The sequence below is a fragment of the Novilysobacter viscosus genome, from assembly GCF_046600715.1.
In the GTDB taxonomy this organism is placed as follows: Bacteria; Pseudomonadota; Gammaproteobacteria; order Xanthomonadales; family Xanthomonadaceae; genus Lysobacter_C; species Lysobacter_C viscosus.
In genome coordinates, this window is sequence record NZ_JBJMAV010000003.1 from 114,589 (window position 1) to 137,828 (window position 23,240).

Sequence of the window (23,240 nt, forward strand, 5' to 3'; positions counted from 1 at the left end):
ATCAATGAGCGCCGACGAATTCGACCCCGACGACAACTTCGCCCACGGCCTGGCGGGCGTGGATGACATCGACGAGGACGCGGCCACCGAGCAGCTGGCCTGGCAGTGGCTGTTGCTGGTCAATCCCGACGACGAGGACGGCGCGCACGAGCAGTTCGCCGCCTGGCAGGAGGCCTGGCTGGCCGCGGGCGGCGACGGCGACGATGCCGACCCGGTGGCCGCGCTGGCAGCGGTTACCGACTGGCGCTCGAGCGTGCAGGTCGACGTGGACGACATCGCCGCGCTGGTCGACGGGCTGGTGCAGCTGGCCGCGCGGGTGGACGTGCGCATCGACTTCGGCAGCGACGAGCCTGCCGATGACGCCGACCCCGAGTCGCTGATGGGCGAGGCGCACGCCGCGCTGCGCCAGCACGGTTTCACCTTGTGGGTGTGGGACGCGGGGTCCGACAAGAGCGCGGCATGGCTGGCCTACCGCCGCGACGACGACGCCGTGCGCACGCTCGCCTCCGCCCTCGGGCTGCCGGTGCGCGCCGGCGCCTGACCCACCGCCGGGTGGCGGCCCCGGCGCGGCCCATCCGGCCGCCCGCACCCGGGACGGCGGGGAACGGCATGCAGTCGGGGCGCCGCCTGTCGGGCAGGCGGGTCTCAGCCGCCCACGCGGGCGCGGACCGCGTCGATGTCGCGGATCGGGCGGACCTCGATGCAGCCGGTGCGCGCCCACGGGAATTCCGAGGCGATCCGGACGGCCTCGTCCAGGCTGTCGGCCTCGAGGATGTTGTAACCGGCCAGCACTTCCTTGGTCTCGGCGAACGGCCCATCCAGCACCTGGGTGCGGCCATCGCGGATCCGCACCGAGCGCGCCTTGCGGGCCGACTCAAGCTGCTGCGAGCCCAGCAGCTTGCCGTCGCGGCGGAGTTCATCGGCATGGTCGAAGCAGGCTTTCATGCGGGTGTCGAACTCCCCCTCGGGCAGTGCCTCGAGCAGGGTGTCGTCGTTGTAGACCAGCATCAGGAATTGCATGGGCGTTCCGCCGGCGCGTAGGGGACGGCCATCATGCCCGCTCCGGGCCATGCGGAAAAATTCCGCTGCCGGTGTCGATTTCCCGGCCCCACGCCCGTCGTACTCCCTGAAGGCGCCACTGCGGCGCCGCAACCCCGGGAGAACCACGATGCGCGTCATGGTGCTGGTCAAGGCGACCGAACGCTCCGAAGCCGGAGAAATGCCGTCCACCGAGCTGCTGGAGGCGATGGGCCGTTTCAACGAAGCGCTGGTCGGTGCCGGCGTGATGCTGGCGGGCGAAGGCCTGCACCCCACCGCGCGCGGCGTACGGGTGCGTTTCGATGGCGCCTCCCGCACGGTCTTCGATGGCCCCTTCGCCGAAACCCGGGAGCTCGTCGCCGGCTACTGGCTGTGGCAGGTGCGCTCGATGGAGGAGGCCATCGAATGGGTCCGCCGCTGTCCCAACCCGCACCAGGGGCCCAGCGAGATCGAGATCCGCCCGGTGTTCGAAGCCGACGACTTCGGCAGCGCCCTCACCCCGGAGTTGCGCCAGCAGGATCAACGCCTGCGCGATGCCACCGGCGCAGCGTGACCCGCGCCCTCCACGCCCCATTCCCGATCCGCCAACGGAGCCTTCCATGCAACTTGTCCCTTACATGATGTTCAACGGCCAGTGCCGCGAAGCGTTCGCCTTTTACGCGAGCACCCTCGGCGCGGACGTCTCTTACTGCTTGACCTACGGCGAGTCGCCCATGTGCGACGAGATGCCGGCCGACAGCCGCGACTGGATCATGCACAGCCAGATCGAAGCCCCGGGCCTCCTGCTGATGGGTGCGGACGGACCGCCGATGGAGACCCCCAGCGGTGCCGGTACCGTCAACAACCTGATGGTCGACACCGAGGACGAGGCCGAACGCGTGTTCGCCGCACTCGCCCAGGGCGGCCAGGTGCAGCAGCCGATGCAGGAGACGTTCTGGGCGCTGCGCTGGGGGATGCTGGTGGACCGCTACGGCAAGCCGTGGATGGTCAACTGCTCGCGTCCGCAGTAGCGCACGGCCGAGGATGTCCCCGACTTCCGCTTCCCCCCTCCCTTTCCATCCTTCGTCTCCCCTGGACCCGCCCATGCAGATGTTCGTCAACCTCCCCGTGCGCGACCTCGACCGATCTGTCGCCTTCTTCACCGCGCTTGGCTTCAGCTTCAACCCGGCGTTCACCAACGAGAACGCCACCTGCATGCTGGTGGGCGAAGACGCCTTCGTGATGCTGCTGGTGGAACCGTTCTTCCGCCAGTTCACCGACAAGCAGCTGTGCGATACGTCGCGCTCGATCGAGGCCCTGGTGGCACTGTCCGCCGACAGCCGCGAGGGCGTGGACGCGCTGCTGCGGCTTGCGCTGGCGGCCGGTGCCCGCGAGCCGCGTCCGGCGCAGGACCACGGCTTCATGTACCAGCGCAGCTTCGAGGACCTGGACGGACATGCCTGGGAGCTCTTCCACATGGCGGGCGAACCGGCGTGAGGCCGGCGGCGGGGCGCGGGCATGAGCGCGGGTTTGCAGCGGGGTGCGGTCGGTGATGTGATCGGCGCCCATGGACGCCACGTGCCCGCCTGCCCGCGCCGCGCAGGACGCCCACCGCACCGTCGAGGCGGTGTGGCGGATCGAGTCGCCCAGGCTGATCGCCCGGCTGGCGCGGATGCTGCGCGACGTCGGCCACGCCGAGGACCTTGCACAGGATGCGCTGGTCGCCGCGCTCGAGCACTGGCCGCGCGAGGGTGTCCCCGACAACCCCGGTGCATGGTTGATGCAGACCGCCAAGCGCCGCGGCATCGACCGCATCCGCCACCGCGAGCTGGTCCACGAGCGGCACGCGCAATTCGGCCAGGCGCTGGAACCCGCGCCGATGCCCGCGCCTGACGACACCGACCGGCTCGACGACGACATCGGCGATGACCTGCTGCGGCTGGTGTTCACCACCTGCCACCCGGTGCTGTCGACCGAAGCGCAGGTGGCGCTCACCCTGCGCATGCTGGGCGGGTTGACCACCGCGGAGATCGCGCGCGCGTTCCTGCAGCCCGAGCCGACGGTGGCGCAGCGCATCGTACGGGCCAAGAAGACCCTGGCGAGCAGGCAGGTCGGGTTCCAGGCGCCTCGCCGCGAGGACCTGGCCGAACGCCTCGCGGCCGTGCTGGGCGTGGTCTACCTGGTGTTCAACGAAGGCTACGCGGCGACGGCCGGCGAGGACTGGATGCGTCCGGCCCTGTGCCAGGACGCGATGCGGCTGGGACGCGTACTGGCCGGGCTGCTGCCGGGCGAGCCGGAAGTGCACGGGCTGGTCGCGCTGATGGAAATACAGGCCTCCCGCATCCCGGCGCGCACGCAGCCCGATGGCACGCCGATCCTGTTGCTGGAGCAGGACCGCGGCCGCTGGGACCGGTTGCTGATCGGTCATGGCCTGGCGGCACTGGCGCGTGCGCATCGACTGGGCGGCGCCGAGGGCAGCTACGTGCTGCAGGCGGACATCGCCGCCTGCCACGCGCGCGCAGCCCGCGCCGGTGACACCGACTGGACCCGGATAGCGGCGCTGTACGCGAGGCTGGGCGAGATCGCGCCATCGCCGGTGATCGAGCTCAACCGCGCGGTCGCGGTGTCGATGGCGGATGGACCCGCCGCTGCGCTGCCGCTGGTGGATGCGCTCGCGGCAGGCGGCGCGCTGGCCGGCTACCACCCGCTGCCGGCCGTGCGCGGCGACCTGCTGTTCCGGCTGGGGCGCCATGCCGAGGCGGAGGTGGCCTTCAACGAGGCGGCTGCGCTCACCCGCAACGCACGCGAGCAGGCGCAGCTGCAGGCGCGGGCGGCCGAATGCGGTGCCAGCGCTTCCTAGCCGGGCGCCCCGGGGCGAATCCTGGTCAGAAGCCGTGGCGAAGGCTGCCACGTCGCCCGACCGACCACCGGTGGGGAGTTGCGAGTGTCAGTGGATCGCTCGCGCACCGGACGCACGCATGGGCCGCCGGCGCGAAGCCGGGCCTGGACCGCAAAGCGGAAAAGGAGGGGACCGAACGCCGCGCGTCACTGCCAGCGACGTGTTCGCGATATCGACGCGGACGCCGCATAGGTGCAGCCGCGGAGCGCGGGCCCAGTCCGCGCTCCGTGGCCGCCCGCACGGTCGAGGTCGGACCGAACGGCTCCTGACGAGGAGGCCGCCGATTCTCCGGATGCGCGTCGCAGCGCATGAGACCGTTCAGTCGCGTCGATCGCCGTACCACAGGCCCAATGCATCCCGGTTGCGCAGCAGCCGCCGCCCGCGCACGGCGAACCGCAGCATCAGCAGCAGGTGCTCACCCAGCGGGTGGCTGCGGAGCTTGCGCGCCGAGGTCCACGCCCGCTCGCGCAGCACCACGAAGCGGCCCCGTGCCGCCAGCGCACGGCTGAGGGCCACGTCCTCGCCGGCGAACCAGCGCTCGTCGAAGCCGCCCACCGCTTCGAATGCCTCGCGCCGGCAGAACACGAAACAACCGGCCGCCGCGTGCATCCGTCGCAGCAGCCAGTTCGAGACCGCCAGGCCCCAGCGAACGTGCCATGCCAGCGGTCCGCGCAGGGCCACGGTCGCACCGCCACCCACCGCCCCGGCTTCCAGTGCGGCCAGCGCGGCGCCCAGCAGGGTGGCATCGATATTGGTGTCGGCATCGACGAAGACCAGTGTGTCCCCCGTTGCCAGGCATGCACCGGCGTTGCGGGTGGCGGCGATGTGGCGATGCTCGACCCGCAGCACGCGCGCGCCGCAGGCCCGGGCGATGTCGCCGGAGCCGTCGCGTGATGCGTCGTCGACCACGATGATCTCGTAACCGCCAGCACCGACGGTGGCGGCCGCGGCCTCGTGCAGCACCCGCAGGGTGCCGGGCAGGCGGGTGGCCTCGTCGTGGGCGGGGACGATCAGCGACAACATCGGTCGATCATGGCACGCAGGCCCCGGCACACCGGACCAGGCACTCCGTCTTCAGCCGCCCGGGTGGGACACGCGGTGCCGGGGTGGGGGGAGGGCGCCGGCGTCGGCCGCCTCGAGCGCCGGGAACTGCCCGGTCATGCGCACCCCGTCGGCCACCCCCCAGCGGATGGCCACGCGCCGAAGGCGCAGCGACGTGGCCTCGCGCAGGGTCGCGGGCGTGTCGCGGAGGATGGCGTCGTGGCGCTCGGCCCAAGCCGCGGCAAAGGCGAACAGCCCGCGGTGGCCGTGCTGCAGGCCCGGCATGTCCTGCTCCAGGCGCGCAATGGCCGCGTCGATTCCGGCGGCGTCTAGCACCGGGACGGGCCCGCCTGGACACCGGCGCGGTGGGGGACATGCGACATGAAGCGGACTCCAGGAGCGATGCCGTGCGACCACACGCCGGGTCGGCGCAGGCTGCAGGCGGCGGTCAAGGACACTGCCCGCGGCGTGATCGCACGGTGAACCGTGCGGCCGCTCGCCGTTCCGGCACCACCCCTTGCAGGATGCTGCATCCGCGCAGCGGGGTTGATCCTCTGGCGCAGTGGGGCATGCTGCAACACCCACGACCACCGCGAGCACGGCATGTCGTCCCCGCCCCGTCCGGTCGCCGCCAATAGCCTCGTCACCGGTCGCGAAGACCCTGCAGGGTCCGTCGCACCGGCCGCCGACGTGGTGCTGGCGATCCGCGACCTGTCGAAAACCTACGCCTCCGGCCACGTCGCGCTGGAGTCGGTCGACCTGACCATCCGTCGCGGTGAGATCTTCGCCCTGCTCGGCCCCAACGGCGCCGGCAAGACCACCCTGATCAGCATCGTCTGCGGCCTGGTCAACGCCAGTGGCGGCACCGTTCGGGTGGACGGCCACGACACCGTGCGCGACTACCGTGCCGCGCGGGCGCGCATCGGGCTGGTGCCGCAGGAGCTGTCCACCGATGCATTCGAAACGGTGTGGGCGACGGTGCGGTTCTCGCGTGGCCTGTTCGGCAAGGCGCCGGACGACGGCCACCTGGAGCGCGTGCTGCGCGAGCTGTCGCTGTGGGACAAGCGCGACAGCAGGATCATGACCCTGTCGGGCGGGATGAAGCGGCGCGTGCTGATCGCCAAGGCGCTCTCGCACGAGCCCTCGGTGCTGTTCCTGGACGAGCCCACCGCCGGCGTCGACGTCGAGCTGCGCCACGACATGTGGCAGATGGTGCGGCGCCTGCGCGAGGCCGGCACCACGGTGATCCTCACCACCCACTACATCGAGGAGGCCGAGCAGATGGCCGACCGCATCGGGGTGATCAACCGCGGCCGGCTGGTCGTGGTCGAGGACACCCGCACCCTGATGCGCAGGCTGGGCAAGAAGCAGCTGGCGCTCACCCTGCAGGCCCCGCTGGCTTCGATACCCGAGGGACTTGCGGGCCTGCCGCTGGAGCTGTCCGATGACGGTGCCACGCTGGTCTACACCTTTGACACCCACGACGAGCGCACCGGCATCGCCGGCCTGCTGCGGCAGCTGGCCGGGCATGGCATCGATTTCAAGGACCTGCACTCCAGCGAGAGTTCGCTGGAGGACATCTTCGTCGGCCTGGTGCGCGATGGCGCGCCGGAACCGGCGGGGGCACCGGCAGGCGCCGCCGCGGCATCGACGCCGGCGCGGACGTGAGCCGGGGCCCTGGGATGACCGACCGGAAGCCGCACTGATGGCACTCAACACCCACGCGATCCGCGCGATCTACCGTTTCGAAATGGCGCGCACCTTCCGCACCCTCGGCGAGTCGATCGCCTCGCCGGTGCTGACCACGTCGCTGTACTTCATCGTCTTCGGCGCGGCGATCGGTTCGCGCATGGGCGACATCGACGGGGTGAGCTACGGCGCCTTCATCATCCCCGGCCTGATCATGCTGTCGCTGCTCAGCGAGAGCATCTCCAACGCGTCCTTCGGCATCTACATGCCCAAGTGGTCCGGGACCATCTACGAACTGCTGTCGGCGCCGGTGTCGTACGTTGAAGTGCTGCTGGGCTATGTGGGCGCGGCGGCAACCAAGTCGCTGGTACTGGGGTTGCTGATCCTGGCGACCGCGCGGCTGTTCGTGCCGTATGAAATCGAGCACCCGCTGTGGATGCTCTGCTTCCTGGTGCTGACCGCGCTGAGCTTCAGCCTGTTCGGTTTCATCATCGGGCTGTGGGCCGACGACTTCCAGAAACTGCAGATCATCCCGTTGATGGTGATCACCCCGCTCACGTTCCTGGGCGGGGCGTTCTACTCCATCCACATGCTGCCGCCGTTCTGGCAGAAGGTGACCCTGTTCAACCCGGTGGTCTACCTGATCAGCGGGATGCGCTGGAGTTTCTACGGCGTGTCCGATGTCAACGTCGCGCTCAGCGCGGCGCTGATCCTGGTCTTCCTGGGCGCGTGCCTGGTCGCGGTGTGGTGGATCTTCCGTACCGGCTGGAAGCTCAAGGCCTGACGCGCCGCGACGGGCGCGCGGGCGTTACTCCGCGGCGTCGCCTGCGGCGGTGTCCAGGAACCAGGCCTCGACCGTGCCCCTGGCCTTCATGGTCATCGGCTGGCCGCGGCGGTCGAGCGACTTGCCGACCGGCAGCCGCACCCAGCCCTCGCTGATGCAGTATTCCTCGACGTTGTGACGTTCGATCCCGTTGAAGCGGATGCCGATGCCGCGTTCGAGCACCACCTCGGCGTAATGCGGGCTGCGCGGGTCGGTGGAGAGGCGGTCGGGCGGGGTGTCTGCGGTGTGCTCGGGCATGGGCCTGGATCGAGGGTCGCGCGCCGGTCGGCGCGGGGGCGCGCAGGATACGCCCCGCACGGGCGCGGGTCGAACCGCTACCTGATCGGGCGACCGCGGGGAGGCGGATCAGTCCCGGTGCGGGAAACCGGGGTTGGCGTCGCCCGGCAGTGCGTCGCGCCATGCGGCGTAGACCGGTTCGGCGGCTTCCAGCCAGTCCAGCCCGGTGCCTGCGGCGTGGGCCGCCTGCCATTGCGATCCAAGCTCGGGCTCGATCACGTTCCAGGTGCGGAAACCATGTCGGTTGCGGGCCTGGATCCCGAACTGGGTCGCCCGCAGTGTCTGGTGGGCCATCAGGGGCAGGGGGCGCAGGCGCGATTCGATGACGGCCGACATGGGTGGGTTCCGGGCTGGGGTCGCGCCATGCTGGGCGCCTGGATGTAAACGGCGGGTGGACGCCGCTGCGGCCACCACCTATGCCCGCTCGCCCCGCCCCTGCGCCTTGGCGTTGGCGATCACCGCCCTGACCAGCTCGCGGTCGGCGTGCCGGGAAATCGCCACCGCCCCCAGCGCGATCGCGCGCTCGCGCATCGGGGCAGGCACGTCGTAATGGGCACCGCTGGTCCGGTTCTGGAACGCGCGTCGTGGCAGGCCCAGGCGGCCGGCAAACGCGTGCAGTTCGGCCAGGGTGTCGGCCATCAGGTGCGCCCAGCGCTGGCCGCGCCACAGGGTCACCGCATCGTCGACGTACACGGGCATGCCGTTAGCGCGCGAACAGCTGCGAGGGGTCGGCGAAGGCCTTGAACTCGAGCGCGTTCCCGGACGGGTCATGGAAGAACATGGTCGACTGCTCACCCGGCCCACCGGCGAAGCGCACGTGCGGCTCGACCACGAAACGAACCCCCGCGCCGCGCAGCCGGGTGGCCAGCGCGGTCCAGTCGTCCATGGGCAGGACCACGCCGAAGTGCGGGACCGGCACGTCATGGCCGTCCACTGCGTTGTGCGCCTGCGGGGTGGACGCCCGGGCCGCGTCGCTGCGGTGGCAGACCAGCTGGTGGCCGTAGAGGTCGAAGTCAACCCACTGCGAGTCGCTGCGGCCTTCCACGCAGCCCAGCAGGCGGCCGTAGAAGTCGCGGGCCGCGGCGAGGTCGTGAACCGGGACTGCAAGGTGGAACGGGGGCAGGGGCGGGCGGGGCATGGCGGCCTGGATGGGTATCGGTGGATCCGGGGGGCCATCCTCGCATCCCGGTCCCGTAGCGGCGCATGCACGCACGGCCGGCATAATGGCCCGCCCCATGACCGGAGCCGGCCTTGCCGACCCCCGACCCCCGCACCGCCGAGGCCCGCAGCCTCGATGACGCGCATGCCTCGCTTGGCGACCAGCTGGGCGCGATCATTGCCGGCCTGCCCCCCGACACGATCAGCCTGGGCGAGTTGCTGGACGTGTTCGGCGACGAGGGCCTGTTGCTGATGACGGTGCTGCTGACCCTGGTGTTCCTGATCCCGGTGTCGATCCCGGGGGTGAGCACGGTGTTCGGCGCGGCCATCCTGCTGGTCGGTATCAGCCGCCTGTTCGGCCGCGAACTGTGGCTGCCGGCGAAACTGCGCACCCGCGGCCTGCCCGCGGACAAGTTGCGCCCGGGCCTGGAGCGGGGCATGCACTGGGTCCGCAGGATGGAACGCATCAGCCGGCCGCACCGCCTGCCGGCGCTGGCCGGTGGTGGGGGCGTCCACCTGTTCAACAACCTCGCCTTCATCCTGGCCGCGCTGCTGCTGATGGCGCCGTTCGGGTTCGTGCCCTTCAGCAATACATTCCCGGCGGTCGCGCTGCTGCTGTATGCGGTGGGGATGATCCAGCGCGACGGCGGCGCCATCCTGCTCGGCCACCTGGCCAACCTGACCACGATCGCCTACTTCGGCGTGTTGATCGGCGGCGGCGGCATGGCCGCGCACCAGTTGTTCCAGCGCTTCTTCGGCTGAGTGGCCTGCGCGGCGCGGCCGCCGCGCTCTCCTGCCCTGCACGGTCGGCGCCAGCCCGGCGCGAACCCCGCCGGGAGCAGACCACATGGACCGCTCAAACGCACCCCACCGGCGAGGCCGACTGGCCGCACTCGCACTCGCGCTGGTGGTCGGCGCGGGCGCAGGCACGGCGCTGGCGCAGGACGCCGTCGCGCCGTCGCGCCGTCGCCTGCAGCGTCTGCAGCGTCTGCAGCGCCAGCGTCGGTGGATACAGACGGCGTGCTGAGCGCACAGGAGCATGCCGCCGCGACCAGCGCCGCCTACCGGAAACTGGACGCCGACGGCGATGGCCGGCTGACCCTGGAGGAGGGCCCGGGCCGGGGCGGCCGCCGCACGCGTCGGGCGCTGCCGCGGCGCCGCCTACGCCGCGCTGACCCGGTGACGGCGCATCGCGTCGCACGTCGCCTTCAGTTTTCCGCGCCGGGGCCGATGCCGGGAGTGAAACGCGGCCGTCCCCCGGTCGCGCGCCCATTGCCCGACCGGAGACCTGCGTGCGCCCCGTGCTGGAGGAAGAACTCATCGTCGGCAGTCCGCTGGCATGGCCGCTTTTCGACCCGGCCGGCAAGCTGCTGGCCGATGCCGGCGTGGTGGTGCTGTGCGAGGCGCAGCGCCTGACGCTGCTGCAGCGGGGCCATGTCGACCCGGCGCTGTGCCTGGTCGAGGACGCGGGCCCCACCGACGAAGCGAGCGCCGCCGCCGAAGCGCCGCCCGCGCCCCTGCCACCGGTGTTCGGCGAGGTGCGCGCGCTCAAGCGACGGCTGGCCGAGGCGCACATGCAACTGCTGGCCGCCGGCACGCCCGATGGTGCGCTGATGGCGCTGGAGCTGGTGACCGAGCTGCAAGCCCTCGTGGACCGGGATGCGGATGCCGCGCTTGCAGCGGTGCAGCTTGACCTGGACGACGGTGGGCCGATCTCGCGCCAGGTCCACGCGGCGATCCTGTGCCAGATGGCCACCCGCGCCCGGGGATGCGAGCCGGCCGAAGTCGATTCGATGATGGCCGCCGCGCTCACCTACGACCTGGCGCTGGGCCCGATCGCCGAGACCCTCAACAGCCAGCAGGGCGAACTCAGCCCCGAGCAGCGGCGGCAGGTCGAGGCCCACCCCGACGAGGCGGTGATGCTGCTCAGGGCCGCCGGGGTCGAGGACCCGTTGTGGCTGGATGCGGTCCAGCACCACCACGAGCGACTGGACGGCAGCGGCTATCCGCACGGATTGCGGGGTGATGACATCGGTGCCGGCGCCCGGCTGCTGGCGGTGGTGGACATCTTCTCGGCGATGGTGCGGCCGCGTGCCTACCGCGAGGCGGTCATCGCACGCAACGCGCTGCGCAACCTGTTCCTGGAACGGGGCACCGCGGTGGACGCCGAACTGCCGGGGTTGCTGGTCAAGGAAATCGGTGTGTTCCCGCCCGGCACCGTGGTGCGTCTGGCCAGCGGCGAGGTGGGCGTGGTCACCCATCGCGGCGGCAATGCCGCGTGCCCGCGGGTGGCACGCCTGGTCAACGCCAACGGGACGTTCGCGGCGGTAGCCCGCTCGCGCGACACCCGCGAAGCCGAGCACGCCATCGTGGAGGCCGTGCCCCAGGCCCGCTACCAGGCCTTCCTGAGCAATTGCGCGAGATTCTGGGCCGATGCCCCGGCGGGCAGGCCGGTGCTGGCCCGTACCGCGGCCCCGCTTCCAGCACATCCGGCGGGGGGAGCGGGGGCCGATGCCGTCTGTGGCCTGCAGCCGGATCCGGGCAGCGACCTGGCGGCCGCCCCGGCACAGGGCGCAGCGCCAGAGTCGGCGCAGGCCTGCGCGCTTGATGGCGAGGCGAAGAGCCCAAGCTGAACAGGCGATCTCACGTAGTGATTGCATTGCAACGCGGCCCGGGCTACCGTTCACCCGCTGTGTTCGTCAAGGGTCACCCGAAACGTGGCCCGATGCCGTAGATCCCTGATCCGCTACATCGTTGCACTCGCTTCCTCCTTGCAACCAGCTCAACGCCGCGTAGGCGGTATTCCAATACATCCGTTACAAGGAGCAAGAAAATGTCGAACCGTGAAACCGGTACCGTCAAGTGGTTCAACGATGCCAAGGGCTTCGGCTTCATCAGCCGTGAGAACGGCGAGGACGTGTTTGTGCACTTCCGTGCCATCCAGTCCAATGGCTTCAAGAGCCTGCAGGAAGGTCAGAAGGTCGAGTTCACCGTGACCCAGGGCCAGAAGGGCCTGCAGGCCGACGCCGTCACCCCGCTGTAAGGGCGACGCGTTGACCTGACGCAGCGGCCCCGCGCCGCCGCGACACCTTCGGAAAACCCGGCTTCGGCCGGGTTTTTCTTTGCCTGCGATCCGGCCACCTGGCCGGTTGCCATCCACGACCCCCTTGCGCCGAGTGTCCGATAGGACGGTCGGTCCCAACCCGCTGGCCCGCCGCGACGGTCGCCCGCGCAACGGATGACACAATCGCCCCCGATGGCCGAGCCCCACGAACCTCGAGCGGATTCCCGAACCGGACCCCTTGGCGAACCCCAGCCGCCTCCCCGCCCGGCGGTGACGCGTGCACATGCACCCCTGCGCGGCCTGCGGTTCTGGCTCGGACTTGGATACGGCGCCATCGTGGTCGGGTTCGCGGTCGCGCTGGCGGTCATGGCCAACCTGGGGGCCACCCGGCAGATGGAGCGCGAAGCGGGCCGGCGCCTGGACGCGCAGGCCCGGCATATGGCCGAGCGCCTGGACGTCGGCGTGCAGGAGCGGCTGGACGACGTTCGCCTGCTGGCGTTGTTGCCGTTGTTGAGGACGGAGCCGGTCGATGCCGGTGCGGTGCGACGGCTGTTCGGCGAGCTGGTACGAAGCGAGCCTGCGTACGCGTGGATCGGTTTCGCCGCGGCAGACGGAACCGTGCGCGTGGCCAGCGGCGGCCTGCTGGAAGGCGGCGATGTGTCGGCGCGGCCGTGGTTCCAGGCCGCGCGCACCGGTCCGCACCTGGGCGACGTGCACGAAGCCGCATTGCTTGCGCGCCTGCTCCCGCGCCGCTCCGATGGCCAGCCCCTGCGCCTGATCGACACCGCCGCCCCGGTGCGCAGCGAGGAAGGCGAGCTTCTGGGCGTGGTGGGTGCGCACCTGTCCTGGCGCTGGGCCGAGCGCCAGCGCGACCTGCTGTTGGGCCCGGCCGCCGATCGAAGCGCCGTCGATATCTTCGTGTTGGACGCGCAGGGTCGCGTGCTGATGGGCCCGGCAGGCCAGGTCGGACGGACCCTGGCCACCGACAGCGCGCGCGCTGTGGCCCAGCGCCCGAATGGTCACGTCGCCGAGACCTGGGACGATGGGGTGCAGTACCTCACCGGCTACGCCCGCACCGGGCGGGACCCGGACGCCCCGACCCTGGGCTGGCACGTACTGGTGCGTGAGACCCGCACCTCCGCCATGGCGGAGCTGCGGGACCTGCGCCACACCCTCACCGCGGTGGTGGGCGTGCTGGCGCTGCTGTCGGTTGCCGGCGCGCTGCTGCTGGCGCGCAAGATCGGCGCGCCGCTGCATGCGCTGGCCGAGGCGGCCACCGTGATGCGCACCGGGCTGGCCGTTGTGAAGCTGCCGCAACTGGGCGGCTACCGCGAGGCGCAGCAGTTGTCGTCGGCGCTGAGCACGCTGTTCGACCAGGTCGGCCGGCGCGAGCACGAACTGCGCGAACTCGCCGACACGCTCGAACGCCGCGTCGAGGAGCGCACCCGCGAGCTGCACAGTGCCAACGACGCGCTCGAGCGCCTGTCGGTCACCGACAGCCTCACCGGGCTCAACAACCGCCGCTACTTCGACAACCAGCTGGCCCACGAAATGCAGCGCGCACGCCAGCAGCTGCAGCCGCTCTCGCTGTTGCTGGTCGACCTGGACCACTTCAAGCGGATCAACGACACCCACGGCCACCCCGCCGGCGACCGCGTGCTGCAACTGGTGGCCGACCTGCTCGACCAGGGGCTGCGCCCGACCGATGCGATCGCACGCATCGGCGGCGAGGAGTTCGCGGTGATCGCCGCCGGTGCCGACCTCGCCCAGGCCACCGCGCTGGGTGAACGCCTGCGGCGCCGGGTGGACGGGGCCAGCCCGCTCGAGATCGGCCGGCTGCAGCTGCCGATCTCGGTCAGCATCGGCGTGGCCAGCATCTGGCTGGCGGAGGGCGATGCCGGTGCCATGGAGTCGGCCGCCGAACGCCTGTACACGCACGCGGACATGGCCCTGTACCGCGCCAAGCGCGGCGGCCGCAACCGGGTGGAGGGCACGGTCGCCTGAGCCCGGCCAACCCCGCCAACACGGGGCTGCGGCGCGCTCACGCATAATCGCGGGATGGCCTGGATCGCCGACATTCGACTGCTGACCTGGCTGCTGGTGCTGGCCGCCTACCTGTTGGGTTCGGTGTCCGGTGCGCGGCTGCTGGGCCACGCGCGCGGGATCAACACCCCCACGCCGGGATCCGTCGACGGCGAGGGCATCCAACCGGCAGCGACCCGTGGGTGGCGCTTCGTCCTGGGCGTGGGCCTGGACGTGGCCAAGGGCGCGCTGGCCGCGTGGCTGGCGCTGCGCTATGCCCCGGTAGGCAGCCCGCTTTCAGTCACCGCGCACGGTTACCTGGCCGCGTTCGCCGCCCTGGCCGGCCACGTCTGGCCGGTCTGGTACCGATTGAGCGGCGGCAAGGGCGCGTCGACGCTGCTGGGCGGGTTGCTGGTGATGTGGCCGCTCGCCGTTGCAGTGCTGGTGCTGGGGTGGATGGCGGTGGCGTTCGCCAGCGGATACCTCGGGCTGGCGACCGTGGTCGCGGCATTGCTGCTGCCGTTGCTGGCATGGACGACCGGCGCGGAGGTGCCGCGGCTGGTGTTCGCCTTCGCGGCGTGCGCGTTGATGGTGTGGGCGCACCGCGGCCACCTCGCCAAGCTGCGGGACGGCACCGAATCACGTTTCGCGCGTGCACGGCTGCTGCACCGCTGGCGGCGGGGCCCCTGATGGACGACCGCGCTGTGCTGCAACGGCTGATCGACGGACCGCTCTCGGGTGACACGCTGGCCCGGGAGGCGGGCCAGACCCGCGCCGCGGTCTGGAAGCGCATCCAGGCGCTGCGCCAGGCGGGGGTGGCCATCGAGGCACGACCCGGCATCGGCTATGCGCTCGCCCAGCCCATGGCACTGCTCGATCCCGCGTTGATCGAGCGGACGCTGGGCGCGGATGCGAGACGCCGGATGGCCTCGCTGGCGGTTGCCTGGACCATCGACTCCACGAACAGTGCGTTGATGGCCGGGCCGGTACCGGCCGACGGCAGCGCATGCGTCCTGCTGGCCGAGCGCCAGACCGCCGGCCGCGGCCGCCGTGGCCGCCACTGGAACTCGCCGCTGGCCGCACACCTCTACCTGTCGCTGGCGCGCAGCTTCGGCGGCGGGCTGTCACGGCTGGGCGGGTTGAGCCTGGTGGCCGGCGTGGCCACGGTGGAAGCCCTGCACGCAATGGACATCGGCCGCGTGCGCCTGAAGTGGCCCAATGACGTCGTGGTGGTGGACGAAGACGGTCGCCTGCGCAAGCTGGGCGGGTTGCTGGTCGAGGGCAGCGGCGAGCACGCCGGCCCGGTGCGCGCGGTGATCGGACTGGGCCTCAACGTGCGGATGCCGGCCGGCGCGGCGGCCTTGATCGACCAGCCGTGGTGCGACCTGGCCGGACTGGATCGCGGCGCGGCGGTCGACCGCAACCGGCTGGCGGCCGCGGTGCTGGAGCATTGGCTGCCGGCACTGGCCGCGTTCGATCGCGACGGACTGGCCCCGTTCCTTGCGCGCTACGCGGCGGTGGATGCCCTGCAGGGACGCGAGGTGGTGGTGCAGGGCGAGCGCGGCCGCATCGAAGGCGTCGCCCGCGGCATCACGGGCGACGGCGGGCTGGAGGTGACGTTGCCCGGGGGCCAGGCGCGGGTCTTCCATGCCGGCGAAGCAAGCTTGCGCCTGGCCGGCGCCAGGGAGGAAGGGGCATGAGCCAGTGGGTGTTCGACCTGGGCAACAGCCGGCTGAAGTGCGCGCCGCTCGGCGCCGACGGCCGGTCCGGGGAGGTCCATGCCCTGGCCCACGACGGCGGCACGTGGCGCGAGGCGCTTGATGCGTTGCTGCCGGCGCACATCGAGGGTGCCTGGGTGGCGAGCGTCGCTGCGCCCGGCTTGACCCGGACCCTGGCCGATGCGTTGGCGTCCCGCGCTGGCCGCGTCGACTTCGTCAGCACGCAGCCCGCCTGCTGCGGCGTGCGCATCGCCTATGCGCAGCCGCAGCGGCTCGGCGTGGACCGGTTCCTGGCGATGATCGGCGCGCGCGCAGCGAGCGGGGGACCGGCGCTGCTGTGCGGGGTCGGGACCGCCCTGACGATCGACCTGATGGACGCCGACGGGCTGCACCTCGGCGGCCGCATCGCACCCTCACCCACGCTCATGCGGGAAGCGCTCACCGCGCGCGTCGCGCACCTGCCCGCCATCGGTGGCACCTATCGTGACTTTGCCGACGACACGCCGGATGCGCTTGCTTCGGGCTGCGAAGGAGCCGCATCCGCGCTGGTGCGCGACAGCCTGGCCCTTGCCCAGGAGCAACTCGGCGAGGTGCCGACCCTGTACCTACACGGCGGCGGCGCGCCGGCGCTGCTGCCGAGGCTGCCGCAGGCCCGCCATGCCCCCGACCTGGTGCTGGCCGGCCTTGCGGCGTGGGCGGCGCAGGCGTGAGCGTTCTGGTTCCGGACGCTCGCGTTCTATAGTCGCCGCATGCTGATCCGCGCCACGATCGTCCTGTTGCTCGCCCTCAACCTGGGTGTCGCCGCGTGGTGGCTGCTGCGCGACGTGCCGCCGCCGCCCGCGCCCCAGCCGCTGCCCGAAGGCGTCCTCCAGCTGCAAAGGGTCGGCGAGCCCGCCACCGACGCCGATACCGCCGCCGCGCCTGCCCGGGTACGTGCCGCGCCGGTGCGGCCCCTGCAGTGCTTCAGCCTGGGCCCGTTCGAGGACACCCGTGCCGCGACGCGGGCCCGGGCACGCCTGCCCGTCGGTGTGCCGGCGCGGGTGCAACTGCGGCGCGAGCCGGTGGACAGCGGCCGCGGCTGGCGCGTGCTGATCCCGCCCCAGCCGAGCCTGGAGGCGGCCCAGGCGCTGGCCGAGCGGATCGGCCAGGCGGGCTACGAGGACTACCTGGTGATGCGCGAGGGCGAGGACGCGAACGCCATCGCGCTGGGACGCTACGGCGGCGAATCCACCGCACGCCGGCGGGTGGCCTCGCTGGAGGCCGCCGGTTTCGACCAGGCCGTCGCGCAACCGCTCGGTGATGCCGCGCAGGTGTGGCTCGACCTGGGCGTGGAGGCCGGCTTCGATGCCGACGCCGCGCAGTCCGCGACCGGCGCCCCGCGCCGCGTGCCACGCGACTGCGCACAGGTCGGCTGGGGTCGCGGCACGCCACCGCGATAGAATGGGCGCTTCGCCGGCTTAGCTCAGTTGGTAGAGCAACCGCCTTGTAAGCGGTAGGTCGTCAGTTCAACTCTGACAGTCGGCACCACGTCAGGAGTCAGCCATGCAGCGCAGCTATCCCCCCGTTTCCCTGATTGGCGCCCCCACCGACATCGGCGCCGGTGACCGCGGTGCGCGGCTGGGGCCGGATGCGCTGCGCATCGCGGGCCTGGGCGAGGCGCTGGAGGCCCGCGGCGTCGAGGTGGTCGACCGCGGCAACCTGGAAGGCCCGCGCAACCCGTGGCAGCCCCCGGTGGAGGGCTACCGCCACCTGGACCAGGTGGTCGCCTGGAACCGCGCGGTCATGGGCGCGATGGCCGACGAACTGCGCCAGCAGCGCCTGCCGGTGCTGCTGGGTGGCGACCATTGCCTGGGTCTAGGGTCGATCACCGCCGTCGCCCGCCACTGCCGCGAGACCGGCCAGAAGCTCCGCGTGTTGTGGCTGGACGCGCATGCCGACTTCAATACCCACCAGGTGACGCCCTCGGGCAACGTGCACGGCATGCCGGTGGCGTGCCTGTGCGGGCTTGGCCCTCGCGAACTCACCCACCTGTCGGGTGAATCACCGGCGATGGATGCCGCCGACATCCGCCAGATCGGAATCCGCTCGGTCGACCAGGGGGAAAAGCGCCTGGTGAAGGAATACGGCATCGACATCTACGACATGCGCTACATCGACGAAGTCGGGATGAAGCGGGTGATGGAGGAGGCGCTGGAAGGCGTTGACGACAACACCCACCTGCACGTCAGCTTCGATGTCGACTTCCTGGACCCCTCGATCGCGCCGGGTGTGGGTACCACCGTCCCGGGCGGGCCGAACTACCGCGAGGCGCAACTGGTGATGGAAATGATCGCCGACACCGGCCGCATGCGCTCGCTGGACATCATGGAGCTCAACCCGGTGATCGACAGCCGCAACGTGACCGCGGAGATTGCCGTGGACCTGGTCGAGAGCCTGTTCGGCAAATCGACGTTGATGCGCGACTGATGCGGCCGCGGGCCTGTCGCAGCGTGCCCCGCGCCTGAACGCGGGCAGTGCGCCACCCCGGCGAACAGGGCCCGATAGACGTGCGCTTCACGCCCCTTCGCGTCTGATTCGCCCCGAGGCGGCCAACGTGGCCGTTCGACGATTCCGACGACGAAACGACGAGGAGATCCACATGAAGCGTTTGATCACCCTGATGCTGGTTGCCATGTTCTCGATGGGCACCCTGACCGCATGCAACACCATGGCCGGCGTTGGCGAGGATGTGCAGAAGGTCGGCGAGAAGGTCGAAGACAAGGCCGAGGACTGCAAGGACGCCCACTGCTGATACGGGCTCCAGCGTAGTTTTCCAGGAAGAGCCGGGCATTGCCCGGCTCTTTTTTTGTGCGCGTTCCGGCCCGTGGGCTGGCCCCATTCATGCTCATCAAGGTTCGTTTAACGGGGTTGCGACCGGGATCCAACACCCGGGATGCGAAGCTTTGCGTGCGGTGCAGGCACACCGCATTCCCCCAGAACGAGGAGCAACGCACATGAACAAGGACATCATTTCCGGCAAGTGGGACCAGGTGAAGGGCAAGGCCCAGGCGAAGTGGGGCGACCTGACGGACGACGATTTCGACACCGCCGAGGGCAACGCCGAGTACCTGTCGGGCCGCCTCCAGGAGCGCTACGGCTGGGCACGCGAGCGTGCCGACAGGGAAGTGCACGACTTCAGCCAGACGCTGAACTGATTCCCCGGGCGGGGCGCGGCGCAGCCGCGCTCACCCGCACCTGCCAGAGCCGCACCACCGGGTGCGCAAAGGAAAAAGCGGGCTCATCGGCCCGCTTTTTCGATGTGATCTCAATTCGACGGGTCGGGAACGAATCCGGTGGGGAAGGCCTGCGGCCGGTCGTGGCGGGGGCCACGCCATTTCCAATGCGGCACGATGCCTCGCGCCATCAGGGCTTCGGGCGCGTCATAGCGCCACTGCAGCAGCTGGGTGGGCTGGCGGGAGGCGCGCACGAAGCGCGCATGGCGGGTCGGCGCGTATTCGCGCTCACCGTGCCCGGTGCCGATGCGCTGCGTGGCCGCGGGTGCGGCGACACTGGACTCCGCGGCGATCGCTCCCCGCCTCGACTCGCGAGCCGCCCCTGCGTCGGCCTGTGGATGCGCGATCGGCGGCGGCGCCGGGTACACAGGCGTGCGACGTGCCTCGGCGAATACCGCAATACCGATCACGCCCACATGGTCGGGCCGCCCGGTGCGTGCGGCGTAGCTGTCGCCCAGGCGGGTGAAGTGGAACCCCGCCACGTCCTGCATCGACTTGCGCCAGCCGTCGATCCGCGTGCTCTGGCCCGGTGCCAGCACGTAGCCGGCTTGCGACGGGTGGGCGGTATCGCCACTGATGGCGTTGACGCCGTCGATGGACAGTACGACCAGCACGCGGCGGTCGCTGGTGTTGGTGAGCTGCACGCCGTAGCGGTGGCCCGGGGTGCCAGCAATCCAGTGTTCCCCGCGGTGGCGGGTGGGCGACAGCCACTGACCGTCATCGCGGTCCAGAACGGCCAGGGAAACCGGCCAGGCGGCGGCGGTGGCCGGGACCAGCAGTGAAGCCATGAGCGCGATGGCGGCTGCGGCGACACGGTGGGAACGGATCCGCGGTGGCGAAGGACGGGGTGACGAGGGACGGGGTGAAGACGGGCGGGGTGCAGGCGACATGGCGGTTCTCCCAGGTTGACGGAACACGCCAACGTGCCAATGCCGCCAGTGGGGTTGCCGGCGCACGGTAAACTGCCCGCCCGTTCATCCGGCGGCCGGCCCGAGCCGGTGCGCAAAGGCCCGCGATGCAGTCCACCCGAGTCCTCACCGGCATCACGACGTCCGGCACGCCCCACCTTGGCAACTACGTTGGCGCCGTTCGCCCGGCGGTGGCGGCCAGCGCCACGCCGGGGGTGGAGAGCTTCTTCTTCCTGGCCGACTACCACGCGCTGATCAAGGTCAGCGAGCCGGCGCGCGTGCAGCGTTCGACGCTGGAGATTGCCGCGACGTGGCTCGCCTGCGGGCTGGAGCCGGACCGGGTGTGGTTCTACCGCCAGTCCGACATCCCCGAGATCCCGGAACTGACCTGGCTGCTGACCTGCGTGGCCGGCAAGGGCCTGCTCAACCGCGCCCACGCCTACAAGGCCGCGGTCGACCGCAACACCGAGACAGGTGATGACCCCGACGCGGGGGTGACCGCCGGGCTGTTCATGTACCCGGTGCTGATGGCCGCCGACATCCTGCTGTTCAACGCCCACAAGGTGCCGGTGGGCCGCGACCAGGTGCAGCACATCGAAATGGCGCGCGATTTCGGCCAGCGCTTCAACCACCTGTACGGCGAGCACTTCACCCTCCCCGAGGCGGTGATCGAGGCGCAGGTCGCCACCTTGCCCGGCCTGGACGGCCGCAAGATGAGCAAGAGCTACGACAACACGATCCCGCTGTTCGCCCCGCGCGAACAGCTGCGCAAGCTGATCTTCTCGATCGTCACCGACTCGCGCGCGCCGGGCGAGCCCAAGGACGCCGACGCCTCCAACGTGTTCCAGCTCTACCAGGCCTTCGCCAGCGGTGCCGAAACCGATGCGATGCGGAGCGCTTTCGCCGGCGGTATCGCGTGGGGCGATGCCAAGCAGGCCCTGTTCGAACGCATCGATGCCGAGGTCTCGCCGCTGCGCGGGAAATACGAAGCGCTGATGGCGCGCCCGGCGGAGATCGAAGCGACGCTGCGCGACGGCGCTGCGCGGCTGCGCGAGCGCCATGCGACCCCGCTGCTGAAGGCGCTGCGCGAGGCGGTGGGGTTGCGGGACCTGTCGGTCGCGGTGTCGCCGGTCGCGACCCCGGATGCCTCCAGGAAGGGCGACGCCGCGCAGCTCAAGGTCTATCGCGAGCGTGACGGCCGCTTCCACGTCAAGCTGGTGGTCGGCAAGGACACCCTGGCCATCAGCCGTGGTGCTGGCAGCCCTGCCGCCGCCAACGCCCAGGTCGACGAGGCGGTGCGCGACGGCGTAGCCGCGCTGGATACCCACTTCGAGCTCCCGGACGGGACCGACGCGGCGCAGGTGGTCGAGGCAATGCGCGCGCTGCGCGCCGGGGCCTGACCCAGGTCCACTGCCTGCCGAACGCCGGCAGCCGCACGCACCCCGATCCGCCATGCAGGAGGACCGCCCGCGACCATGAACCCGCTCGTCGAACTCAACCTTTCGCTGATCCTGTTCCTGCCGTGGTTCGCCATCCTGGGAACGGTGTTCTGGCTGTTCCCCCGGCAGCCGCGCGATGCCGGTCGGCGGCTGTTCGACGCCGCGGCCCTGGCGCTGTCGCTGGCGGCGTTCGTGGCCAGCATCTGGTGGTCGTACCACAATGCCGACCCGGTGCATGGCGCCATGTGGAAGCAGGTGCTCGCCACTGCGCTCGGCTATGGCGTGTTCCTGGCGGCGCTGACGGTGGCATTCGTGCTGCGGGCGCGCTGGTTCCGCGCCAGGCGCCACTAGCCCCCTCCGCATGGCAGTGCGGCGCGACGGATGGTCGCGCCGCAGGCAATCGCGCGTATCGCGGAACCGGCGCCCGGGCTGCGGGCACCGTCCGCCTGGTCGGGCCTAGGACTCGCGGGCGAGGTCGTCGAGCAGCGCCTTGAGGAAACGGGCGGCCTCGCCACCGGTGCATGCACGGTGGTCGAAGGTGAGCGAGATCGGCATGCGCCGGTGCACTTCCACGCCACCCATTACCGCCACCACGTCGTGGCTGAGCTTGCCCGCACCGACGATCGCCACGGTGGGCGGCACCACTACCGGGGTGGCATAGCGGCCGGCGAACATGCCGAAGTTCGACAGGCTGATGGTGTAGCCCGACAGCTCGCTGGCCGGGATGCTGCGCTCCTCGACCTGCGCGCGCAGGCGCTGGATCGAGGAGCGGATGCCCGCCGCATCGAGGATGTCGGCGTTGCGCAGGGCCGGTACGAACAGGCCGTCGTCGGTGTCGACCGCGATGCCGATGTCGACCTGCGGGTGCAGGGTGCGCACCAGCTTGTCGCCGTCGAACCACGCGTTGAGCGCCGGCACTGCCTTGCAGGCGGCGACGATGGCGCGGATCAGGCGCGCGGTGATGTCCTGCTTGCCGATCCAGGCGTGCAGGTCGGCGTCATCGCACAGGGTGGTGGGCACCACCTTGGCGTGCGCATCGGCCATGACCCGCGCCATGTTGCGGCGCACACCCTTGAGCTGTTCGGGCTGGCCGCTCGCCGCGACGCCGGGTGGCTGGGTGCGCATCGGCTTGCCGGCGTGCGACAGCGTGCTGCGCTGGGCCGGGGCGGGTGATGACGGGGGCGCGTGGGAGGCCCGGTCGGCCGCGCGGGGCGCGGCGCCCATCGGGGCGGACCCGTCGGCGGCCGCCTTCTTGACGTCGGCCATGGTGACCACGCCGTCGGCGCCGGTGGCGTCGACCCGCGACACGTCGACCTTGAGCTTGCGCGCCAACGCACGTACCGCCGGCATCGCCTTGACGCCACCGACGCTGCTGGCCTGCTCGCTGCGCACGGTGTCGGACGACTGCATGGCGCCGACCACGGTGCCGCTGTCCTCGCGGGTGGCGCCCTTGGCCGGGGCTTCGCCGTCGTTCCTTATCGCGCCGCCTTCGTCGGAGGCGACGACCCGGTCATCCGGCGCCGGGTCCTGGCTGCCCACGCCCTTGGACGGCTGGCCCTTGGACGCCTGGCCCTTGGAGGCCTGTCCGCCGCCATGATGGTGGCCGGTGTCCTGGCCTTCGGAGCGCTGCGGCAGCGAGGGGTCAATCTCGAACTCGGCCAGCATCGCGCCGGTCTCGACCACGTCGCCCGCCTCGCCGGCCAGTTTCAGCACCTTGCCCGAGACCGGGGAGGGCACCTCGACCACGGCCTTGGCGGTTTCCATCGATACCAGAGCATCGTCCAGCTGGATGGTGTCGCCGACCTTGACGGTCCACTCGACGATGGTGGCGTCGGGCAGGCCTTCGCCCAGGTCGGGCAGGAAGAAACTCTTCTTGTTGCTCATGGCAATCCT

General features: G+C 71.1%; 30 protein-coding genes and 1 tRNA gene. 21 read left to right on the forward strand and 10 right to left on the reverse strand.

What is annotated here, in order from left to right:
* The first annotated feature begins 4 nt into the window (after positions 1 to 4).
* Positions 5 to 541: a DUF6630 family protein gene (locus tag ACJQWL_RS06265; RefSeq protein WP_330969003.1), complete on the forward strand. Its 537-nt coding sequence runs from the start codon at positions 5 to 7 to the stop codon at positions 539 to 541.
* Between the two features lie 104 nt (positions 542 to 645).
* Here the strand turns inward: ACJQWL_RS06265 and ACJQWL_RS06270 are convergent, their stop codons facing one another.
* On the reverse strand, positions 646 to 1,020 hold the full coding sequence (locus ACJQWL_RS06270; RefSeq protein WP_330969881.1) for a YciI family protein: 375 nt from the start codon (positions 1,018 to 1,020) through the stop codon (positions 646 to 648).
* A gap of 148 nt (positions 1,021 to 1,168) precedes the next feature.
* Between ACJQWL_RS06270 and ACJQWL_RS06275 the strand changes: the two genes are divergently transcribed.
* The 4 genes from ACJQWL_RS06275 to ACJQWL_RS06290 all read left to right on the forward strand — a co-directional run bounded on the left by ACJQWL_RS06275 (position 1,169) and on the right by ACJQWL_RS06290 (position 3,877).
* Positions 1,169 to 1,591: a YciI family protein gene (locus tag ACJQWL_RS06275; RefSeq protein WP_330969882.1), complete on the forward strand. Its 423-nt coding sequence runs from the start codon at positions 1,169 to 1,171 to the stop codon at positions 1,589 to 1,591.
* A gap of 46 nt (positions 1,592 to 1,637) precedes the next feature.
* Positions 1,638 to 2,048 (forward strand): VOC family protein, encoded by a 411-nt coding sequence (locus tag ACJQWL_RS06280; protein WP_330969883.1) that lies wholly within the window; start codon positions 1,638 to 1,640, stop codon positions 2,046 to 2,048.
* 79 nt (positions 2,049 to 2,127) lie between these two features.
* Complete coding sequence (locus tag ACJQWL_RS06285) at positions 2,128 to 2,514, forward strand: VOC family protein (RefSeq protein ID WP_330969894.1); 387 nt, start codon at positions 2,128 to 2,130, stop codon at positions 2,512 to 2,514.
* 70 nt (positions 2,515 to 2,584) lie between these two features.
* Positions 2,585 to 3,877 (forward strand): RNA polymerase sigma factor, encoded by a 1,293-nt coding sequence (locus tag ACJQWL_RS06290; RefSeq protein WP_330969884.1) that lies wholly within the window; start codon positions 2,585 to 2,587, stop codon positions 3,875 to 3,877.
* Positions 3,878 to 4,234: 357 nt separating this feature from the next.
* Here the strand turns inward: ACJQWL_RS06290 and ACJQWL_RS06295 are convergent, their stop codons facing one another.
* Both ACJQWL_RS06295 and ACJQWL_RS06300 read right to left on the reverse strand, forming a co-directional pair.
* Complete coding sequence (locus ACJQWL_RS06295) at positions 4,235 to 4,939, reverse strand: glycosyltransferase (RefSeq protein WP_330969885.1); 705 nt, start codon at positions 4,937 to 4,939, stop codon at positions 4,235 to 4,237.
* A 51-nt stretch (positions 4,940 to 4,990) separates the two neighbouring features.
* Positions 4,991 to 5,293, reverse strand: a complete 303-nt coding sequence (locus ACJQWL_RS06300) for a hypothetical protein (RefSeq protein WP_330969886.1) — start codon at positions 5,291 to 5,293, stop codon at positions 4,991 to 4,993.
* Positions 5,294 to 5,560: 267 nt separating this feature from the next.
* Between ACJQWL_RS06300 and ACJQWL_RS06305 the strand changes: the two genes are divergently transcribed.
* Both ACJQWL_RS06305 and ACJQWL_RS06310 read left to right on the forward strand, forming a co-directional pair.
* Positions 5,561 to 6,625: an ABC transporter ATP-binding protein gene (locus ACJQWL_RS06305; RefSeq protein WP_330969887.1), complete on the forward strand. Its 1,065-nt coding sequence runs from the start codon at positions 5,561 to 5,563 to the stop codon at positions 6,623 to 6,625.
* Positions 6,626 to 6,662: 37 nt separating this feature from the next.
* A complete protein-coding gene (locus ACJQWL_RS06310) occupies positions 6,663 to 7,430 on the forward strand; it encodes an ABC transporter permease (protein WP_330969888.1) in 768 nt (255 codons plus the stop codon).
* A 24-nt stretch (positions 7,431 to 7,454) separates the two neighbouring features.
* Here ACJQWL_RS06310 and ACJQWL_RS06315 read toward each other — a convergent pair whose 3' ends face one another.
* From ACJQWL_RS06315 to ACJQWL_RS06330, 4 genes are all read right to left on the reverse strand, one after another.
* The gene (locus tag ACJQWL_RS06315; protein ID WP_330969889.1) at positions 7,455 to 7,727 is read right to left on the reverse strand and encodes a DUF3297 family protein; all 273 of its coding nucleotides are present in this window, start codon (positions 7,725 to 7,727) and stop codon (positions 7,455 to 7,457) included.
* A gap of 108 nt (positions 7,728 to 7,835) precedes the next feature.
* On the reverse strand, positions 7,836 to 8,102 hold the full coding sequence (locus ACJQWL_RS06320) for a hypothetical protein (protein WP_330969890.1): 267 nt from the start codon (positions 8,100 to 8,102) through the stop codon (positions 7,836 to 7,838).
* Between the two features lie 78 nt (positions 8,103 to 8,180).
* Complete coding sequence (locus ACJQWL_RS06325) at positions 8,181 to 8,465, reverse strand: DUF4031 domain-containing protein (RefSeq protein WP_330969891.1); 285 nt, start codon at positions 8,463 to 8,465, stop codon at positions 8,181 to 8,183.
* 4 nt (positions 8,466 to 8,469) lie between these two features.
* Complete coding sequence (locus ACJQWL_RS06330; RefSeq protein WP_330969892.1) at positions 8,470 to 8,904, reverse strand: VOC family protein; 435 nt, start codon at positions 8,902 to 8,904, stop codon at positions 8,470 to 8,472.
* A gap of 113 nt (positions 8,905 to 9,017) precedes the next feature.
* Here ACJQWL_RS06330 and ACJQWL_RS06335 point away from each other — a divergent pair, with 113 nt between their 5' ends.
* Entirely contained in the window at positions 9,018 to 9,686 is a 669-nt protein-coding gene (locus ACJQWL_RS06335; protein ID WP_330969893.1) for an exopolysaccharide biosynthesis protein, read from the forward strand.
* A gap of 94 nt (positions 9,687 to 9,780) precedes the next feature.
* Here the strand turns inward: ACJQWL_RS06335 and ACJQWL_RS06340 are convergent, their stop codons facing one another.
* A complete protein-coding gene (locus tag ACJQWL_RS06340; RefSeq protein WP_411300784.1) occupies positions 9,781 to 9,957 on the reverse strand; it encodes a hypothetical protein in 177 nt (58 codons plus the stop codon).
* A 259-nt stretch (positions 9,958 to 10,216) separates the two neighbouring features.
* Between ACJQWL_RS06340 and ACJQWL_RS06345 the strand changes: the two genes are divergently transcribed.
* The 11 genes from ACJQWL_RS06345 to ACJQWL_RS06395 all read left to right on the forward strand — a co-directional run bounded on the left by ACJQWL_RS06345 (position 10,217) and on the right by ACJQWL_RS06395 (position 18,922).
* A complete protein-coding gene (locus tag ACJQWL_RS06345) occupies positions 10,217 to 11,557 on the forward strand; it encodes an HD-GYP domain-containing protein (protein WP_330969934.1) in 1,341 nt (446 codons plus the stop codon).
* Positions 11,558 to 11,757: 200 nt separating this feature from the next.
* A complete protein-coding gene (locus ACJQWL_RS06350; RefSeq protein ID WP_223674519.1) occupies positions 11,758 to 11,967 on the forward strand; it encodes a cold-shock protein in 210 nt (69 codons plus the stop codon).
* 291 nt (positions 11,968 to 12,258) lie between these two features.
* The gene (locus ACJQWL_RS06355; protein ID WP_330969933.1) at positions 12,259 to 13,992 is read left to right on the forward strand and encodes a diguanylate cyclase; all 1,734 of its coding nucleotides are present in this window, start codon (positions 12,259 to 12,261) and stop codon (positions 13,990 to 13,992) included.
* Between the two features lie 54 nt (positions 13,993 to 14,046).
* Positions 14,047 to 14,700: a glycerol-3-phosphate acyltransferase gene (locus ACJQWL_RS06360; RefSeq protein ID WP_330969932.1), complete on the forward strand. Its 654-nt coding sequence runs from the start codon at positions 14,047 to 14,049 to the stop codon at positions 14,698 to 14,700.
* Positions 14,700 to 15,710, forward strand: a complete 1,011-nt coding sequence (gene birA, locus ACJQWL_RS06365; protein ID WP_330969931.1) for a bifunctional biotin--[acetyl-CoA-carboxylase] ligase/biotin operon repressor BirA — start codon at positions 14,700 to 14,702, stop codon at positions 15,708 to 15,710. Before ACJQWL_RS06360 ends, birA begins: the two co-directional genes overlap by 1 nt.
* A complete protein-coding gene (locus tag ACJQWL_RS06370; protein WP_330969930.1) occupies positions 15,707 to 16,438 on the forward strand; it encodes a type III pantothenate kinase in 732 nt (243 codons plus the stop codon). Before birA ends, ACJQWL_RS06370 begins: the two co-directional genes overlap by 4 nt.
* A 39-nt stretch (positions 16,439 to 16,477) precedes the next feature.
* Positions 16,478 to 17,167 (forward strand): SPOR domain-containing protein, encoded by a 690-nt coding sequence (locus ACJQWL_RS06375; protein ID WP_411300785.1) that lies wholly within the window; start codon positions 16,478 to 16,480, stop codon positions 17,165 to 17,167.
* Positions 17,168 to 17,179: 12 nt separating this feature from the next.
* Positions 17,180 to 17,255: transfer RNA gene (locus tag ACJQWL_RS06380), tRNA-Thr, on the forward strand.
* Between the two features lie 15 nt (positions 17,256 to 17,270).
* Complete coding sequence (gene rocF / locus ACJQWL_RS06385; RefSeq protein WP_330969392.1) at positions 17,271 to 18,194, forward strand: arginase; 924 nt, start codon at positions 17,271 to 17,273, stop codon at positions 18,192 to 18,194.
* Between the two features lie 172 nt (positions 18,195 to 18,366).
* Complete coding sequence (locus ACJQWL_RS06390) at positions 18,367 to 18,519, forward strand: entericidin A/B family lipoprotein (RefSeq protein WP_330969393.1); 153 nt, start codon at positions 18,367 to 18,369, stop codon at positions 18,517 to 18,519.
* Between the two features lie 202 nt (positions 18,520 to 18,721).
* Positions 18,722 to 18,922, forward strand: coding sequence for a CsbD family protein (locus ACJQWL_RS06395; RefSeq protein WP_330969394.1), 201 nt, complete (start codon positions 18,722 to 18,724; stop codon positions 18,920 to 18,922).
* A gap of 110 nt (positions 18,923 to 19,032) precedes the next feature.
* Here ACJQWL_RS06395 and ACJQWL_RS06400 read toward each other — a convergent pair whose 3' ends face one another.
* Positions 19,033 to 19,788 carry a hypothetical protein gene (locus ACJQWL_RS06400; RefSeq protein WP_330969395.1) on the reverse strand — a complete coding sequence of 252 codons (756 nt, stop codon included), beginning with the start codon at positions 19,786 to 19,788 and terminating at the stop codon, positions 19,033 to 19,035.
* 227 nt (positions 19,789 to 20,015) lie between these two features.
* On the opposite strand from ACJQWL_RS06400, the gene ACJQWL_RS06405 reads away from it, so the two are divergent.
* Both ACJQWL_RS06405 and ACJQWL_RS06410 read left to right on the forward strand, forming a co-directional pair.
* Positions 20,016 to 21,308 (forward strand): tryptophan--tRNA ligase, encoded by a 1,293-nt coding sequence (locus tag ACJQWL_RS06405; protein WP_330969396.1) that lies wholly within the window; start codon positions 20,016 to 20,018, stop codon positions 21,306 to 21,308.
* A 75-nt stretch (positions 21,309 to 21,383) separates the two neighbouring features.
* On the forward strand, positions 21,384 to 21,698 hold the full coding sequence (locus ACJQWL_RS06410; RefSeq protein WP_330969397.1) for a hypothetical protein: 315 nt from the start codon (positions 21,384 to 21,386) through the stop codon (positions 21,696 to 21,698).
* Positions 21,699 to 21,803: 105 nt separating this feature from the next.
* On the opposite strand, the gene ACJQWL_RS06415 is transcribed toward ACJQWL_RS06410, so the two are convergent.
* Positions 21,804 to 23,231 carry a dihydrolipoamide acetyltransferase family protein gene (locus tag ACJQWL_RS06415; protein ID WP_330969398.1) on the reverse strand — a complete coding sequence of 476 codons (1,428 nt, stop codon included), beginning with the start codon at positions 23,229 to 23,231 and terminating at the stop codon, positions 21,804 to 21,806.
* Between the last annotated feature and the right edge of the window lie 9 nt (positions 23,232 to 23,240).